This is a genomic window from Duganella zoogloeoides, assembly GCF_034479515.1.
In the GTDB taxonomy this organism is placed as follows: domain Bacteria; phylum Pseudomonadota; class Gammaproteobacteria; order Burkholderiales; family Burkholderiaceae_D; genus Rugamonas; species Rugamonas zoogloeoides.
The window spans coordinates 142,691-159,098 of record NZ_CP140152.1 but is presented as its reverse complement, the minus strand read 5'-3'; the positions used below and the strand labels follow the sequence as shown (position 1 = coordinate 159,098).

The 16,408-nt window shown below is 64.5% G+C and carries 12 protein-coding genes; 1 reads left to right on the top strand and 11 read right to left on the bottom strand.

Features of this window, described 5'->3' with window-relative positions:
• Window positions 1-83: 83 nt before the first annotated feature.
• The 11 genes from SR858_RS00715 to SR858_RS00665 form a co-directional block, all read right to left on the bottom strand.
• A complete protein-coding gene (locus tag SR858_RS00715; protein ID WP_019923683.1) occupies window positions 84-1,724 on the bottom strand; it encodes a tetratricopeptide repeat protein in 1,641 nt (546 codons plus the stop codon).
• Window positions 1,725-1,734: 10 nt separating this feature from the next.
• On the bottom strand, window positions 1,735-3,975 hold the full coding sequence (locus SR858_RS00710) for a putative bifunctional diguanylate cyclase/phosphodiesterase (RefSeq protein WP_019923682.1): 2,241 nt from the start codon (window positions 3,973-3,975) through the stop codon (window positions 1,735-1,737).
• A 4-nt stretch (window positions 3,976-3,979) separates the two neighbouring features.
• On the bottom strand, window positions 3,980-6,190 hold the full coding sequence (locus SR858_RS00705) for an HDOD domain-containing protein (RefSeq protein ID WP_051120380.1): 2,211 nt from the start codon (window positions 6,188-6,190) through the stop codon (window positions 3,980-3,982).
• 137 nt (window positions 6,191-6,327) lie between these two features.
• On the bottom strand, window positions 6,328-7,608 hold the full coding sequence (locus tag SR858_RS00700) for a multidrug effflux MFS transporter (protein WP_019923680.1): 1,281 nt from the start codon (window positions 7,606-7,608) through the stop codon (window positions 6,328-6,330).
• Between the two features lie 62 nt (window positions 7,609-7,670).
• A complete protein-coding gene (locus SR858_RS00695) occupies window positions 7,671-8,873 on the bottom strand; it encodes a THUMP domain-containing class I SAM-dependent RNA methyltransferase (RefSeq protein WP_373922117.1) in 1,203 nt (400 codons plus the stop codon).
• A gap of 41 nt (window positions 8,874-8,914) precedes the next feature.
• Window positions 8,915-9,331, bottom strand: coding sequence for a CopD family protein (locus SR858_RS00690; protein ID WP_019923678.1), 417 nt, complete (start codon window positions 9,329-9,331; stop codon window positions 8,915-8,917).
• Between the two features lie 18 nt (window positions 9,332-9,349).
• Window positions 9,350-10,615 (bottom strand): glutamate-5-semialdehyde dehydrogenase, encoded by a 1,266-nt coding sequence (locus SR858_RS00685; protein WP_026637610.1) that lies wholly within the window; start codon window positions 10,613-10,615, stop codon window positions 9,350-9,352.
• A gap of 39 nt (window positions 10,616-10,654) precedes the next feature.
• Window positions 10,655-11,671, bottom strand: a complete 1,017-nt coding sequence (holA, locus tag SR858_RS00680) for a DNA polymerase III subunit delta (RefSeq protein ID WP_019923676.1) — start codon at window positions 11,669-11,671, stop codon at window positions 10,655-10,657.
• A 9-nt stretch (window positions 11,672-11,680) separates the two neighbouring features.
• On the bottom strand, window positions 11,681-12,283 hold the full coding sequence (locus SR858_RS00675) for an LPS-assembly lipoprotein LptE (protein ID WP_026637609.1): 603 nt from the start codon (window positions 12,281-12,283) through the stop codon (window positions 11,681-11,683).
• 9 nt (window positions 12,284-12,292) lie between these two features.
• Window positions 12,293-14,911 (bottom strand): leucine--tRNA ligase, encoded by a 2,619-nt coding sequence (gene leuS / locus SR858_RS00670; RefSeq protein ID WP_019923674.1) that lies wholly within the window; start codon window positions 14,909-14,911, stop codon window positions 12,293-12,295.
• A 166-nt stretch (window positions 14,912-15,077) separates the two neighbouring features.
• Window positions 15,078-15,494 (bottom strand): winged helix-turn-helix transcriptional regulator, encoded by a 417-nt coding sequence (locus SR858_RS00665; protein ID WP_019923673.1) that lies wholly within the window; start codon window positions 15,492-15,494, stop codon window positions 15,078-15,080.
• Window positions 15,495-15,599: 105 nt separating this feature from the next.
• On the opposite strand from SR858_RS00665, the gene SR858_RS00660 reads away from it, so the two are divergent.
• Entirely contained in the window at window positions 15,600-16,343 is a 744-nt protein-coding gene (locus tag SR858_RS00660; RefSeq protein WP_026637608.1) for an SDR family oxidoreductase, read from the top strand.
• The last annotated feature ends 65 nt before the right edge of the window (window positions 16,344-16,408 follow it).

Here is a 16,408-nt window from a genome sequence, read left to right as displayed (position 1 = left end):
CTGATTGTATATTTCAATATGGCAACCAGGCGATAGAGGACGTAAAGTATTGCCCGCCGCTACCGCGCGTAGCGTTTTCCGGCTCAGGCGCTGGCGATCGCGGGCAGGTTGTCGAGCCGGGCGTGCGCCTGCGCCAACTGCGCGGCATCGAGCCGGGCGGCGGCGCTGGCCAGGTAGCGGGCGGCGGCCGCGTGGCCGCCGCGGTGGGCCAGCGCCAGCCAGGTCCAGGCCTGGGCGGCGTCGGCGCGGGCACCCTGACCGGCCAGGTACATCAGCCCCAGGTTGAACTGCGCGCGCGCGTGGCCCTGCGCGGCGGCCAGCGCATACCAGTGCAGCGCCTGGGCGTAATCCTGCGCCACGCCCTGGCCGTTGTCGTAGCGCAGACCGAGCGCGAACTGCGCCAGCGTGTGGCCCTGGCGCGCCGCGCGGGCATACCAGTGGCCGGCCTGTTGCGGGTCTGGCTGCAGGCCGGAAAGCGGGCCAGGTTGCGGACCGTCGGCGCGGTCGTACAGCAGGCCGAGGTGGTACTGGGCGGCCGCGTAATCCTGCTCGGCGGCGCGGCGGTACCAAGCCTGCGCCTGGCGCAAGTCGTGCGGCGCGCCGCGTGCCGTCTCGTAGCGCAGGCCCAGGTCGAACTGGGCGCGCAGGTGGCCCTGCTCGGCAGCCTTGCGGTACCAGTCGGTCGCCGCTTGCGCATCGGCCGGCACGCCATGGCCGGCGTCGTGCAACTGGCCCAGGTGGTACTGGGCGCCAGGGAAGTTCTGCGCGGCTGCCTTGCCGTACCAGGCGTGCGCTTCCACGTAGTCCTGCGCCACGCCCTGGCCATGGTAGTAGCGCAGCCCGAGGTTGTTCTGCGCGCCCGCGTGGCCCTTGGCGGCGGCCTTGCGATACCAGTCGAGCGCCTTCTGTTCGTCGCGCGGTACGCCCTGGCCGTTATCGTAGATCAGGCCCAGGTTGAACTGCGAACTGGCGTGGTCCTGCTCGGCCGCGCGGCGATACCAGAGGATAGCCTTCTGGCTGTCCTGCGCCACGCCGTCGCCCTTGTCGAAGCGCAGCGCAAGGTTGAACTGCGCCGGCGCGTAGCCCTGCTCGGCCGCCTTGCGGTACCACGACATGGCCTGCCCCACGTCGGCCATCTCCGGGGTCAGGCCCTGGCTGTTTTCGTAGCGCAGCCCCAGCTGGTACTGCGCGCGCGCATACCCCTGCTCGGCGGCCTTGCGGTACCAGTGCAGCGCCTGCACCGGGTCTTGCGGCACGCCCTTGCCGGTGTCGTACATCATGGCCAGGTTGTTCTGGGCGCCGGCGTCGCCCTGGCTGGCGGCCTTGCTGAACCAGTGCATGGCCTGGCGCGTGTCGGCGGCCACGCCCTGCCCCCTGGCGTACAGCCAGCCGAGGTTGTACTGGGCGGCGGCATAGCCCTGGCTTGCCGCCAGCTGGTACCAGGCGGCGGCTTCCTGGAAGTCCTGCGCCACGCCCTGCCCCTTCTGGAACATCACGCCCAGGTTGTACTGCGCCTGCGGCATGCCTTGTAACGCGGCCTGGCGGTACCACACCACGGCCAGCTCGTAGCTGGGCGCCACGCCCTGGCCGTTGAAATACATGAAACCCAGGCTGTGCTGGGCGCCGGCCACGCCGCGTTCGGCCTGGGCCTTGGCGCGCAGGAATTCGGCCGTCGGCGCCTGCTGCGCGGCAGCGGGTGGCTTGGTAGGAGTGGTCATGCGCATCGGTCGCTTTTCACGCCTGCACCGCCATCAGAAACGGCTGCGCATGCAGCATGGGCGGCACGCCGGGCAGCGGTGCCGGGCCAACCTGGTTTTCCAGCACGGCCATAAACTGCGACAGCGGAATCGGCCGGTGGTACAGGTAGCCCTGCATGGTGGTGCAGCCGTTCGCTTGCAGGTAGCGGGCCTGCACGGCAGTTTCCACGCCCTCGGCCACCAGGTGCAGCCCCAGGCCGCGCGCGATGGAGATGATCGCCAGGATCACCGGGTAGTGGCCGTTTTCGTCGTGGATCTCCTTGACGAACGACTGGTCGATCTTGATGGTGTGGATCGGGAAGCGGTGCAGGTACGACAGCGACGAGTAGCCGGTGCCGAAATCGTCGATCGCCACCGACACCCCGAGTTCGCACAGTTTGTTGAGCTGTTCGATCGCGTCCTGCGGGTTGCGGATGCAGATGTTCTCGGTGATCTCCACCTCGATCTGCGCGGGCGCGATGCCGTACCGGGTGAGCGCACCGCGCATCTTGTCGAAGAAGTCGCCACGATCGAGATACTGCGGCGACAGATTGAGCGACAGCCGTACCGGCTCGCCGCCGACGGCATTCCAGCGCACCAGGTCGCGGCACAGGGCGCCCAGCATCCAGTCGGAGATCGGCAGCATCAGGCCGTTGTCTTCGGCGAACGGCAGGAATTCGCCGGCCGACAGCACGCCGCGCTGCGGATGGTTCCAGCGCATCAGCCCCTCGGCGCCGACGATGCGGCCGGTGACGATGTCGATCTGCGGCTGGTAGTACATTTCCAGCTGGTTCAGTTCCAGCGCCTGGCGCAGGCTGCGCTCGAGCACGATCTTCTGGTGCGACACTTCCTGCATCGACGGGTGATAGAAGGTGTGGCCGTTCTTGCCCAGCGCCTTCACCTGGTACATGGCGATGTCCGCGTGGCGCAGCAGTTCGTCGATGCCGTCGCCATCGTGCGGGTAGATGGCGATGCCGATCGAGGCAGAGATGTGCACCTGGTGGCCATCGAGGTCGAACGGCGCTGCCAGGCTCTCGATGAATTTCTCGGCCACGCCCCGGGCTTCCTGGCGGTCCTGCAATTCCGGCAGCACGATGGTGAATTCGTCGCCGCCCTGGCGCGCCAGCGTATCGCCGCGGCGCAGGCAGTCCTTGAGGCGACGTGCCACCTGTTGCAGCAGCTCGTCGCCCTTGACGTGGCCCAGCGTGTCGTTCACCAGCTTGAAGCGATCGAGGTCGATGAACATCACCGCCAATTCGGCCTGCTTGCGCCGGGCCTGGATCACGGCCAGGCCCAGGCGGTCCTTGAACAGCATGCGGTTGGGCAGGTCGGTGAGGATGTCGTGGTAGGCCTGGTACGAAATCATCTCCTCGGCGCGCTTGCGGTCGGTGATGTCGCGCGCCACGCCGTAGGTACCGTAAAAGTCGTGCGGGCCGATGGCGTTGGGCGCCATCGAGGTGAGCGTGATGCTGAAGGTGCGCTCGATGCCGCTCTTGCACTTGAGCCGCAGCTCGGCGGTGCGACCGCCGGCATCGCTTACCCGCGTCCTGCCCTGGCCCTGTCCCTGGCGTTCGCCGAAGGCGTAACGGGCGCGGTCCTGGTCCTCGTCGTGCACCAGCACCGAGTAGTGGCGCCCCACCACCTCGTCGCGGTCGAATCCGAGCAGGTGCTGCACGCGGTCGTTGACAAACGTGATGCGGCCATCGTGGGCCAGCGTGTAGATGATGTCGGGCGAGCTGTCCACCAGGTAGCGGTACATTTTTTCCGACGTTTCCAGCTGCGCGGCGATGCGCTCGTTGTCGATCGCCAGACGGCGCTTTTGCAGCACGTTGCCCACCGTCTTGAGCAACTCTTCGCGGCCGTACGGCTTGCGCAGGTAGTCGTAGGCGCCGCGCTTCAAGGCGCCGATGGCGGCGTCGATGCCCACCTCGCCGCTCATCACCACCACGTCGCCGTCGATACCGCGCGCGTTCATGAAGTCCATGATGTCGTGGCCGCTCATGTCGGGCAGGCGCAGGTCGAGCAGCACCAGGTCGAACGGTTGCTGCGCCAGGTGCGCCAGCGCCTCGGCGCCGGTGGCGGCGGTGCACAGCAGGTAGTCGTGACCGTCGTGACTGCGCAGTAGTTCGTACAGCGACGACAGCAGGCGCGGCTCGTCGTCCACCAGCAGCAGGCGCGGCCGCGAATCATGGAGATGGACGACGGGGGTAGGGTCGTCCTGGTAGTTCAGGTTCATCATGGCCTTAAACGGAATCCATCAACCGGGGGGTTTGGCCGGCGCTGGAACTTGCGGGGGGGCTTGCTTGAGTGTTGCTGCCGGCGGCCGGCAGCAGGATTTCGAACGTGGTGCCGGTTTTGCCGGAACGGCAGGCGATCAGACCGCCCATCTTGCTCACCAGGCTGTGGACGATCGACAGTCCCATGCCGTGATGGGGGCCTTCCTTGGTACTTTTCACCGGTGCGAACAGGTTGGCCAGCAGCTCGGCCGACAGGCCCGGGCCGGTGTCGGCCACCACCAGCTCCAGGTACAGCTTGCGCTCACGGTTGACCAGGCCACGGTTGGCGATCTCGATGCGCCCGCCCTCCGGCATGGCTTCCACCGCGTTCTTGACCAGGTTGACCAGCACCTGCTTGAGCAGGTCGGCGTCGCCCTCGATAGCGCCCGGACCTTCCTGCATGCGCACCACCGTCTGCACCGAGGCCGGCACGAAACCGGTAGCGCGGAACAGGCGCAGCACGTCGTCCACCACGCGGGCCACCTCGGTGGCCTTGCCCATGCGCGACGGTTCGCCCGGCTGCAGGTCGGCCAGGCCGTTGAGCAACTGGCCCACGCGGTCGATTTCTTCGTTGAGGATCGACAGTTCGCCCACCACCGGCTCGCGCCGCGCCAGCTTGCTGTCGAGGATGGACAGGTAGTTCTTGATGATCGACAGCGGGTTGTTCACCTCGTGAACCACGCGGCGCGACGCGTCGCGGTATTCCTCCGCCACCTGCGCCAGCTGGCGCCGGGCGTGACCGCGCTCACTGAGCGCGGTCTCCAGCGCGCCCGCCGCCTGGGTGGCGAACGATTGCAGGAAGCGCTCGCGCTGCTGGCAACCGGCCAGTTGCCAGGCAGGGACGCCGCCAATCAGCACACCCAGGCAACGTTGATTCGCCACCAGCGGCAGGCATACCAGCGCTTCGCTGCCGAGGATGCGGAACAGCTGCTCTTCGGCCACCGACAGCGGCGCGCCGGCCTGCGCGTTCATGCCGGCGCGGCTGGCATACACGGGTTTGCGCGTGCGCGCCGACAGCGCCACCTGGCCGCCCTGCTCCGGGTCCAGAGACAGCATGAATTCAGCCAGGCGCCCGGGCTGGTTGCCGGTGGCGGTGCCCAGCAGCGCCTGGCCGGTGGGATTTTCCAGCATCACCAGCAGGTTTTCGAAATCGAACAGGATGCGCGCGGAGCGCGTCATGGCGTCGAGCAGGCCCGTTTCGCCATCCTGGCGCGCAAACGTCTGCGCCATCTCCGACACCAGCATCATGTTGCGCACTTCTTCCGACAGGCGCTGCTGCACCGGATCGACCGGCGGTGGCGGCACGTACGCCGATGGCGCCACGATATCGTCGGCGCCAGCCAGGTCGATGCCCAGGTACCCGGCCGATTTTTCCACCTGGCGAGCGGCGTTGGCGAGGATAGGTTCGAGCGCCGCGCCGTCGAGGCCACACAGTTGGGCCGCGTCTTCGATGGCGTCAGGCTCGTCGCCGTGGCCGCACAGCAGGTGCGCCAGGCGCACCATGCGGATCAGGGGATGGGCGGAGGCCAGGCGCGCGACCGGCTCGTGGTGATACAGCACGCTGTCGGCCAGGAAGGAGTCGAGCTGCCAGCGTTCGATCAGCCAGGCGCCCGCCTCGGCATGGGTGATTTGCAGGGTGCGCTGCTCTACCGCGCACAGGTCTTCGTCGTCGCGCGCCATGAAGTTGATGGCGTATTCGCGCGGCGCGGTGGCCAGCAGGGCCAGGCGGCCGACGTTGTGCAGCAGGCCCGCCAGGTAGGCTTCCTCGACATGCGGGTAGTCCATCTTGCGGGCCAGCTCGCGCGCGATGACCGCCGTGGTGAGCGAACTTTTCCAGAAAGCGCGCAGGTCGGTGCTGGCGGAATGGGGGAAGCTGCTGAAGGTCTGGAATACCGATTCGCTGATGACCAGGGTCTTGATCATGTCGGTGCCGAGTGCAACCAGCGACTGCTCCAGTCCCACGGCACGCGCGCCGCTATTGCGGTGAAAAGCCGAGCTGCTGGCGACCGAGAAAATCTTGCTGGCCATGGCCGGATCCTTGGCGATCAGCGCGGCCAGTTCCGGCATGCCGGCGTCGTCGGCCTGCAGATGCTCGATCAGTTTGATCAGGATCTGCGGCATGGCGGGCAGGCGCGCGATCAGCAGCCGGTGGCGGATATCAAGGTCAGGTTGCAGCATCGTCATATACCAATAATCAAGTCAGACCGGAAACGAATAATGCCGAGAAAGAACTTATATTAGCATAAAGTATGATAGCAACTTAGCACGTGCAAGCCAATCGTGCAGGGGTCGCGCGCATTTCCTGATGTAAAGATTTATTGTCCCGGATGGGGTAATAGAATGCGCCGGTAATGGCGCGCGGTCAACCATAAAACCAGCGCGGAGCCTGTAAGTACCAGTTGTCCGAGGGCTAAAGACAACACCGAGTGCGACAGCGCCGGCGCCAGCACGCCGGCCACGATGGCGCCCATCATGGTGGTGGCGAACGACTGGCACGACGCTACCGTGCCGCGGATGTGCGGGAACAGGTCGAGCGCGAGCAGCGTGGCGCCCGGCGCCACGATCGACATGCCGAAGGTGTAGAACAGCATCGGCAGCACGGTCCACGGCAGCGCCGGCGGCAGGAACACGTGGTACAGCGTATTGCACACGGCGGCGGCGATCAGGAAGCAGAAGCCGATGCCGATCTGGCGCGAGAACGAGATCTTGCCGGCGATGCGGTTGGCCACCAGCGCACCGAGGAAAATTCCGCTCACCGACGGAATGAACAGCCAGCCGAACTGGCTCGCGCCCAGCCCCAGCGAATTGGGCAGGAATTCGGGCGCCGCCGCGATGAACAGGAACAGGCCGCCGAAATTGAGCGCCACCACGCCCGACTTCAGGTGGAACAGCTTGGAGCGCATGATCTCGCCGTAGTTGCGCGCCAGGTGGCGCGGGTTGAACGGCTGGCGCTTGTGGACCGGCAGGGTCTCGGGCAGGTTGCGGTAGCAATAGATGAACAGCAGCACGCTGTAAGCCAGCAGCGACAGGAAAATCGCGCGCCAGTCGAACAGCGTGACGATCCAGCCGCCGAGGATAGGCGCAATCGCCGGGGCGATCGAAAAGATCATGGTCACCAGCGACAGCAGGCGCGCGGCCGCCGCATCGGAATACAGGTCGCGGATGATGGCGCGCCCCACCACCACGCCGGCGCCGGCCGAGATGCCCTGCATCACGCGGAACGCCCACAGGTACGGCACCGAGTGCACCGACGCGCAGCCGAGGGTACCGATCGCGAACATCACCAGCGAGACCAGGATGACGTTGCGCCGGCCGAACGCATCGGACAGCGCGCCGTGCCACAGCACCATGCCGGCAAAGGCCAGCATGTAGAAGGTGAGGCTTTGCTGTACTTCGAGCGGGGTGGCGCCCAGCGTGGCCTGGATGTTGGGGAACGCCGGCAAATAGGCGTCGATCGAGAACGGCCCGAGCATCGACAGCAGGGCCAGGATCACCGCCAGCGCGGTGGCGCTGAGCACCTTGGGGGTCGATGGCGGCGGTGGGGGTACGTCCTTGACGGGATCGGGGAGAACGTTGTCGGGCGGGGTCGGGTACATATGTTCCTTGACTGGGGTCCGTCCCCGCCCGGTGCTGCGGGGTCCGGCGGCGCAGCAGGTGGTTAAGCTTCTTTGGGCTTGGCAGCTTCGCGGCGGTTGAAACCGGCCACCATGTCGAAGCGGAACAGGCGGCATTCGAGCGCGCCGTTGAAGAACGGCGTCTTGCGCGATTCTTTCAGGCGCAGCATCTTGGGCAGGCCCAGGTCGGCCGTGAACAGGTACACGGTCCAGCCGGCGAAGCGCTGCTTGAGGGTGCCGCTGAAGTCCGAGTAAAAACTCTTGGCCAGTTCGTCCTCGCCCAGCGAGCTGTCGCCGCGCACGCCGATCCGCTCGCCGTACGGCGGGTTGGTCAGCATGATGCCCGGCTGTTCGGTCGGCGCCTTGACTTCCTGCGCTTCGATCTGCTTGAGCGGCACGTCGAACATGATGCCGGCCGCGCGCAGGTTGTGGCGCGTCATGGCCACCATGTCGCCCGAGATGTCGGAACCGAAGATGGTCGGTTCGCTCGGCAGCGGGTTCGGCTTGATGGCGTTTTTCATTTCCTGCCACGGGGCAGGATCGAAGTCGTTGAAGGCTTCGAAAGCGAAACGGCGACGGGCGCCCGGCGGCACGCCCTGCACCATCTGCGCCGCTTCGCACAGGATGGTGCCGGAACCGCACATCGGGTCGAACAGCGGCATGCCCGGCTTCCAGCCGGCCACGCGCAGCAAGCCGGCGGCCAGGTTTTCGCGCAGCGGCGCGTCGCCGGTTTCTTCGCGCCAGCCGCGCTTGAACAGCGCTTCGCCGGACGTGTCGAGGTAGATGATGAACTGGTGGGCGTCGAGGAAACCGACGATGCGCATGTCGGGCTCGCGGGTATCGACCGACGGGCGCTTGCTGTACATGTCGCGGAAGCGGTCGCAGATCGCATCCTTGATTTTCAGCGTGGTGAATTCCAGGCTTTTCAATGGCGACTTGACGGCGGTTACGTCCACGCGGATGGTGTGGTCGTACGTGAACCAGTCTTCCCACGATTGCGCCAGCACCAGGTCGTAGATGTCGTTCTCGGTCTTGTAGCCGGTAACGGCCATGCGCATCAGCACGCGCGAGGCGATGCGCGAGTGCAGGTTGATGCGGTACGAATCAATCAGCTCACCCGAGCAGTGCACGCCGCCAGGAACCTGGTTGTGCACTTTCATGGTGGTGCTTTGCTGGGCGATTTCGCCCAGCTCTTCGGCCAGCGCCGCTTCCATGCCGCGCGGGCATGGGCAAAAATATGAAGCCACAGGAGAACCTTTTATCCGTTAGTTAAGTACGGGGTGCTTGGTCAGAAGGGTTTGACCACCACGAGTACGATAATTGCCAGCAGCAGGAACACCGGCACTTCGTTAAACACGCGGAACCATTTATGGCTGCGCGTATTGACGCCCTTCTCGAATTTTTTCAGGATGCTGCCGCACGCATGGTGGTAGCCGACGATCAGCACCACGAACAGCAGCTTGGCATGCATGAAGCCCGGCATGCGCGGACCATACAGCATGTACACGAGGATCGCGCCGAACACGATCGCCAGCACCGAAATCCACAGCGAAAAACGATACAGCTTGCGCGCCATGATCAGCAGGCGTTCGGTGACGGCGGTGTTGGTCTCCATGGCCAGGTTGACGAAAATACGCGGCAGGTAAAACACGCCCGCCATCCAGGCGATGACGAAGAAGATGTGCAGCGATTTAATCCAGAGCATGGCGATCCTTTAGTGGAATTACTGGCGAATTTCGCCGTGACCGAACACGACGTACTTGAGTGAGGTGAGGCCTTCGAGGCCCACCGGGCCGCGCGCGTGCAGCTTGTCGTTGGAGATGCCGATCTCGGCACCGAGGCCGTACTCGAAGCCGTCCGCAAAGCGGGTGGACGCGTTGATCATCACCGACGCCGAATCGACTTCGCGCAGGAAGCGCATGCCGGCGCTGTAGTCTTCGGTGATGATAGATTCCGTGTGCTTGGACGAGTACTGGTTGATATGGTCCATCGCTTCGTCGATGCCATCGACAATTTTCACGGCCAGGATCGCGGCCAGGTATTCGGTGGACCAGTCTTCTTCGGTGGCAGCAGCGAGGTGCGGGTAGCCGGCCAAAATCGCAGCAGCTTCGGCGTCGGCGCGCAGTTCCACCTCTTTGGTCGCGTACAGTTTGGCCAGTTCCGGCAGCACCTTGGCCGCGATCGGGCGCGCGAGCAGCAAGGTTTCCATGGTGTTGCAGGTGCCGTAGCGGTGGCACTTGGCATTGAAGCCGATAGCGACCGCCTTTTGCAGGTCGGCCATGTCGTCGATGTACACGTGGCAGATGCCGTCGAGGTGCTTGATCATCGGTACCGTGGCTTCTTCCATCAGGCGCGCGATCAGGCCCTTGCCGCCGCGCGGCACGATCACGTCCACGTATTGCGGCATGGTGATCAGGGCGCCGACGGCGGCGCGGTCGGTGGTATCGACCACCTGCACGGCGTTTTCCGGCAGGCCGGCGCCCAGCAGGCCTTCCTTGACCAGTTGCGCCAGCGCGCGGTTGCAGTGGATCGCTTCCGACCCGCCGCGCAGGATGGTGGCGTTGCCGCTCTTGATGCACAGGCCCGCCGCGTCAACGGTGACGTTGGGGCGCGACTCGTAGATGATGCCGATCACGCCGAGCGGCACGCGCATCTGGCCCACCTGGATGCCGCTCGGGCGGAATTTCAGGCCCGAGATTTCACCGATGGGATCAGGCAGCGCGACGATCTGGCGCAGGCCTTCGACCATGGTGGCAATCGCCTTGTCGGACAGCGCCAGGCGGTCCAGCATGGCCGGCGCCAGGCCGTTGGCGGCTGCGGCATCCATGTCAAGCCGGTTGGCGGCGCGCAGGGCGTCGGCCTCGCGCTCGATGCCGTCGGCGATCAGCGTGAGCGCGCGGTTGCGGGTGGCGCTGTCGGCACGGGCCATGGCGCGCGACGCCTTGCGCGCCTGCTGGCCCAGTTGTTCCATGTACTGCTTGATATCCAACTTCGTGTCCATTATCGTCTCGATTCTTTACAGGGCTGCTTACCCGCGCGCCACTTTAAGCCCCAGCTGCAGCATGGCATCCCATGCATCGCCGCTGTAGGCTTTGGCGCGCAGGCCCTTGATCATCTTGTCCACTTGCGCGGCGTCTTTCATGGCCGCTTCCAGGGTGGCCAGTGAAATACGCCGCAGCGCCGGGTCCATCATGCGCTCTTTCGGCCCCCAGATGCGGTATTCCTTGAGCAGCGCACCGAGCGGCCGGCCCTGCGCCATGCCCGCCTTGAGCTTGAGCAGCGTGCGGATTTCTTCCGACACGGCCCACAGCACCAGCGGCAGCGCTTCGCCCTCGCCTTTCAGCCCCTCGAGCATGCGCACCAGCCGCGCCGGGTCGCCCATCAGCATCGCTTCGCTGAGTTTGAAGACGTCGTAGCGGGCCACATTGAGTACGGCGTCGTGCACTTGCTCGTAGGTGAGCTTGCCAGGTTCGTGCAGCAGGGCGAGTTTTTGTATTTCCTGGTGCGCCGCCAGCAGATTGCCTTCCACGCGATCGGCGATGAAGTCGATACTTTGCCGGTCCGCGCTTTGCCCTTGTGCGGCAAGGCGCTGGCCTATCCAGTTGGGCAATTGCGCCCGTTCGATTTGCGGGATGTCGATGTACACCGCCGCCTGTTGCAACGCCCCCACCCACGCCGCCTTCTGGGTTTGCCAGTCGAGCTTGGGCAGGGTAATCAATGTCAGATTGTCGGGGCTCAGGTCTTTCACGTACGCTTGCAGCGCGGCGCCGCCGTCCTTGCCCGGCTTGCCGGTGGGGATGCGCAATTCGATGAGCTTTTTATCGCCGAACAGCGACAGCGCCTGGTTGGCGGCCAGCAGTTCGCCCCACTTGAAGCTGCGCTCCACCGTCAGCACGTCGCGTTCGGAATAGCCTTGCGCGCGCGCGGTGCGGCGGATTTTGTCGGCCGCCTCCAGCGCCAGCAAATGCTCGTCGCTGGTGATCACATACAGCTGCGACAGCGACTTGTTCAGGTGGCCGTCGAGCGCGTCCAGGCGCAATTGCATGGTGTCGCCTTACAGGATCGGCACGGCCGGCGCGGCGGACGGATCCTGCGGTGCCGGTCCCGGACCGGGCACCGACATGCGCGTGGTTTTCACGGCCGCCATGCGGCGCATCATCTGCTGCACCAGGTCGGTTTGCATGTCCTTGTACAGCAGCGCCTCTTCCTGCTCCTTGGCCAGCAACTGGGTTTCGTTGAAGTCGATCGGGCGGCTCAGCGAAATCGTCGTCGGCCCCAGCAGCTCGTTACCTTGACGGTCGAGCACGCGGAACACGATGGTGTATTGCAGCAGGTACTGGCGCACGCGGCCATTGCTGTTCAGCGACAGGATGGTCTTGGTCTTGGTGGTTTCCGGGTTGGACAGCACTTCGACCACGCCATCGGCATCTTTGGGGCTATTGACCACCGTGGTGTTGCCATTGACGCGGATATTGCGCTTCAAGTCGATCGCCAATGGCGACGACTCCGGCAGTCCGATGTACATGGTCGGGAACGGCAGCGTGTAATGGCCGCCGTCGCCGCGCAGGTGGAAGCCGCAGGCGGACAGCGTGGCAGTGAGCAGCAGCGCCATGCCGGCCGCGCGGGTGCGTCGGAACAATCCGGAAGTAGTCGTCATTGGATACCTTTACACCACGATGTTGATCAGTTTGCCCGGGACGACGATGATCTTCTTCGGCGTGCCTTCGATGAACTTTTGCACCGCTTCGTTGGCCAGCGCCAGCGCTTCGATGCTGGCCTTGTCGGCGCCCTTGGCCACGACCACGCTGCCGCGCAGCTTGCCGTTCACCTGGATCATCATTTCGATCTCGGACTGCTCGAGCGCGGCCGGATCCACTTGCGGCCATGGCGCGTTGAGGATGTCGCCGGCATACCCGAGTTCGGCCCACAGCACGTGGGTGATGTGCGGCGCGACCGGGTTCAGCAAGCGCAGGAAGATCGCGTAGCCTTCGGCCAGCACGCCAGCTTCCACGTCCTTGGCCGCTTCGATCGTGTTGAGCATCTTCATGCAAGCCGATACCACGGTGTTGTACTGGATGCGCTTGATGTCGTAGTCGGCCTGTTGCAGCAGCTTGTGCAGCTCGCGGCGCAGGGTTTTGCCGGCGTCGGTGGTGGCCGTTGCCGTCAATGGCGAACCGGCGGCGACGATGGCAGCTTGCTGCGCATAGCCGAATGCCCACACGCGGCGCAGGAAGCGGTTGGCGCCTTCCACGCCGCTGCCCGACCATTCCAAGGTCTGCTCCGGCGGCGAGGCGAACATGGTGAACAGGCGCGCGGTGTCGGCGCCGTATTGTTCGATCTGCGCTTGCGGGTCGATGCCGTTGTTTTTCGACTTCGACATTTTTTCCGTGCCGCCGATGTGCACCGGCTGCTGGTCGTCGCGCAGGATCGCCGCTTGCGGGCGGCCCTTGTCATCGACCGTCAGATCGACGTCGGCCGGGTTGAACCAGGTCTTTTTGCCGGCCGCGTCTTCGCGGTAATAGGTTTCGTTCAGCACCATGCCTTGCGTGAGCAGGTTCGTAAACGGCTCGTCGAACTTCACCAGGCCGAAGTCGCGCATGACCTTGGTCCAGAAGCGCGCGTACAGCAGGTGCAGCACAGCGTGTTCGATGCCGCCGATGTACTGGTCCATCGGCATCCAGTAGTCGTTGCGTTCATCGACCATGGCGTTGGCGCCTGGCGAGGTATAGCGCATGTAGTACCACGACGAATCGACGAAGGTGTCCATGGTGTCGGTTTCGCGGCGCGCTGGCTTGCCGCACTGCGGGCAGTCGCATTGCAGGAATGCTTCGTACTTGTTGAGCGGGTTGCCGCTGCCGTCCGGTACGCAGTCTTCCGGCAGCACCACCGGCAGATCTTTTTCCGGCACCGGCACCGAACCGCAGTCCGGGCAGTTGATCATCGGGATCGGCGTGCCCCAGTAGCGCTGGCGCGAAATACCCCAGTCGCGCAGGCGGAACGTGATTTTCTTCTCGCCCAGGCCCTTTGCGGTCATGTCGGCAGCGACCGCTTCCACGGCGTCGGCGTAGTTCAGGCCGTCGTACTTGCCCGAGTTGGTGACGATGGAAATCGTCTTGTCGCCGTACCACTCCTGCCAGGCAGCGTCGGAGAATTCCTGGCCTTCGGCGCGGATCACCTGCTTGATGGCCAGGTTGTATTTTTTGGCAAACGCGAAATCGCGCTCGTCGTGCGCGGGCACGCCCATCACGGCGCCGTCGCCGTAGGTCATCAGGACGTAGTTACCGACCCACACTTCGACTTGCTCGCCGGTCAGCGGATGGGTGACGAACAAGCCGGTCGGCATGCCCTTCTTTTCCATCGTGGCCATGTCGGCTTCGATCACGGAACCCAGTTTGCACTCGGCATTGAACGCGGCCAGCTCCGGGTTGTCCTGTGCGGCATGCACGGCCAGCGGGTGCTCGGCAGCGACGGCGCAGAAGGTCACGCCCATCACGGTGTCGGGGCGGGTGGTGAACACGTACAGCTTGCCGTCGCCGATCAGGGCGCCGTCGGCGTCCTTGATCTGGTGCGGGAAGGCAAAGCGCACGCCGGTCGATTTGCCGATCCAGTTCGCTTGCATGATGCGCACGCGCTCGGGCCAGCCCGGCAGCTTGTCGTCGACGTAGCCGAGCAGTTCGTCGGCGTATTCGGTGATGCGCGCGTAGTACATCGGGATTTCGCGTTTTTCAATCGGCGCGCCCGAGCGCCAGCCCTTGCCGTCGATGACTTGCTCGTTGGCCAGCACGGTCTGGTCGATCGGGTCCCAGTTCACGGTACCGGTCTTCTTGTAGATGATGCCTTTTTCCAGCATCTTGAGGAACATCCACTGGTTCCACTTGTAGTACTCGGGCTTGCACGCGGTCATTTCACGCGACCAGTCGATGGCCAGGCCCATCAGCTCCATCTGCGAGCGCATGTGGGCGATGTTCGAGTAGGTCCACTGCGCCGGCGGCACGTTGTTGGCCATGGCCGCATTTTCCGCCGGCATGCCGAACGCATCCCAGCCCATCGGCATCAGCACGTTGTAGCCGTTCATGCGCAGGTAGCGGTACATCACGTCGTTGATCGTATAGTTGCGCACGTGCCCCATGTGCAGCTTGCCCGAAGGGTAAGGCAGCATCGAACAGGCGTAATACTTACCCTTGGGGAAACGCGGGTCGTGCTCGACCGCCTTGTAGGCGTCGATGGCTTTCCAGTGGGATTGCGCTGCGGTTTCTACGTCGGCGTGACTATATTTATCTTGCATGATGGTGTGCGGCCAGAGTTGACTATGAACCGGACATTATACCGTTTGAAACGCCCCAAACGCACGCCACCTCCCCCCCACTTCGGGGTCAGTGCCGACATTTGGACACGAACTGAGCCATTATCGGATGAGCTTGTGTCCGAATGTCGGCACTGACCCTGCCTCTTTACGAAGAACGCTGCGCAAACGCCGCCCGGGCGCGCATGATTTCCGCATGGTGGGTTTCGGCCCATACCCAGACGCCGCAAAACGCTGCGCCCAGGCTGTGGCCCAGCGGTGTGAGCACGTAGTCGACGTGGGGCGGAATTACCGGGTGCACGGTGCGGCGCACCAGGCCGTCGCGCTCCATCTGGCGCACGGTTTGCGTGAGCATTTTCTGGCTGATGCCGGGCACGGCCTTGCGCAACTGGGTGTAGCGCAGGGTGCCGCCCGCTTCGAGCGCTTCGAGGATCAGCATGGTCCAGCGGTCGGCCACCTGGCCGATGATGTCCTGCACCAGCGCTTCGATCACGGGGTCGAGACTGACGGGAACCGGCTCGTGCCGGCGCATTTCAATCAGTGCATCGGGTTCGGCTTTACGCATGGGCATCTACACTCTCTTTTGGGTATGTATAAATCTTTTGGGTGCCTACTTTATCATCGCGCCTGTCCTTTGTACACTGGTCCCACATTCACAGGAGGACTGACCATGAAATCGACTGGAAACACCATCTTGATCACCGGCGGCGGCAGCGGCATCGGCGAGGCGCTGGCCCATCGCTTGCACGACCTGGGCAATACCGTCATCATCGCCGGCCGCCGGCTCGATGTGCTGCAACAAGCGGCCGCCGGCCGCGCCAACATCGTGCCGGTGCAATTCGACGCCGACAACGCCGATGCCATCGATGCTTTCGCCCGCCAGGTCGTGGCCGACCACCCTGCCCTCAATGTCCTGATCAACAACGCCGGCATCATGCGCTTCGAGGATGCCAGCAAGCGGCGCGACCTGGCCGATGCCGAGGCGACGATTACCACCAACCTGCTGGGGCCGATCCGCCTGATCAACGCGCTGACCGATCACCTGCGCCAGCAGGCCGATGCCGCCATCATCAACACCACGTCGGGCCTGGCGTTCGTGCCGCTGCTGGCCACGCCCACCTACAACGCCACCAAGGCGGCGCTGCACTCGTACACGGTGGCGCTGCGCGAAATCCTGAAAGACTCGGTGGAAGTGATCGAACTGGCGCCGCCGGCCGTGCAAACCGACCTGACCCCGGGCCAGGCCACGCGCGAGGGCTACCTGCCGCTGGCCGACTATATCGATGAGGTGATCACCCTGCTCACAGCCAGCCCCACGCCGGCCGAAGTGCTGGTGCAGCGCGTGCTGTTCTTGCGCAACGCGGAAAAGGAAGATCGTTACGCGCAGACGCTGGCTGCGCTCAACAGCCACTAAAACGACCTTCCATTTTTCCAATCAGCGGTCTCTTTTTCATGTCAAGATGGTGTTTTTAACATCGA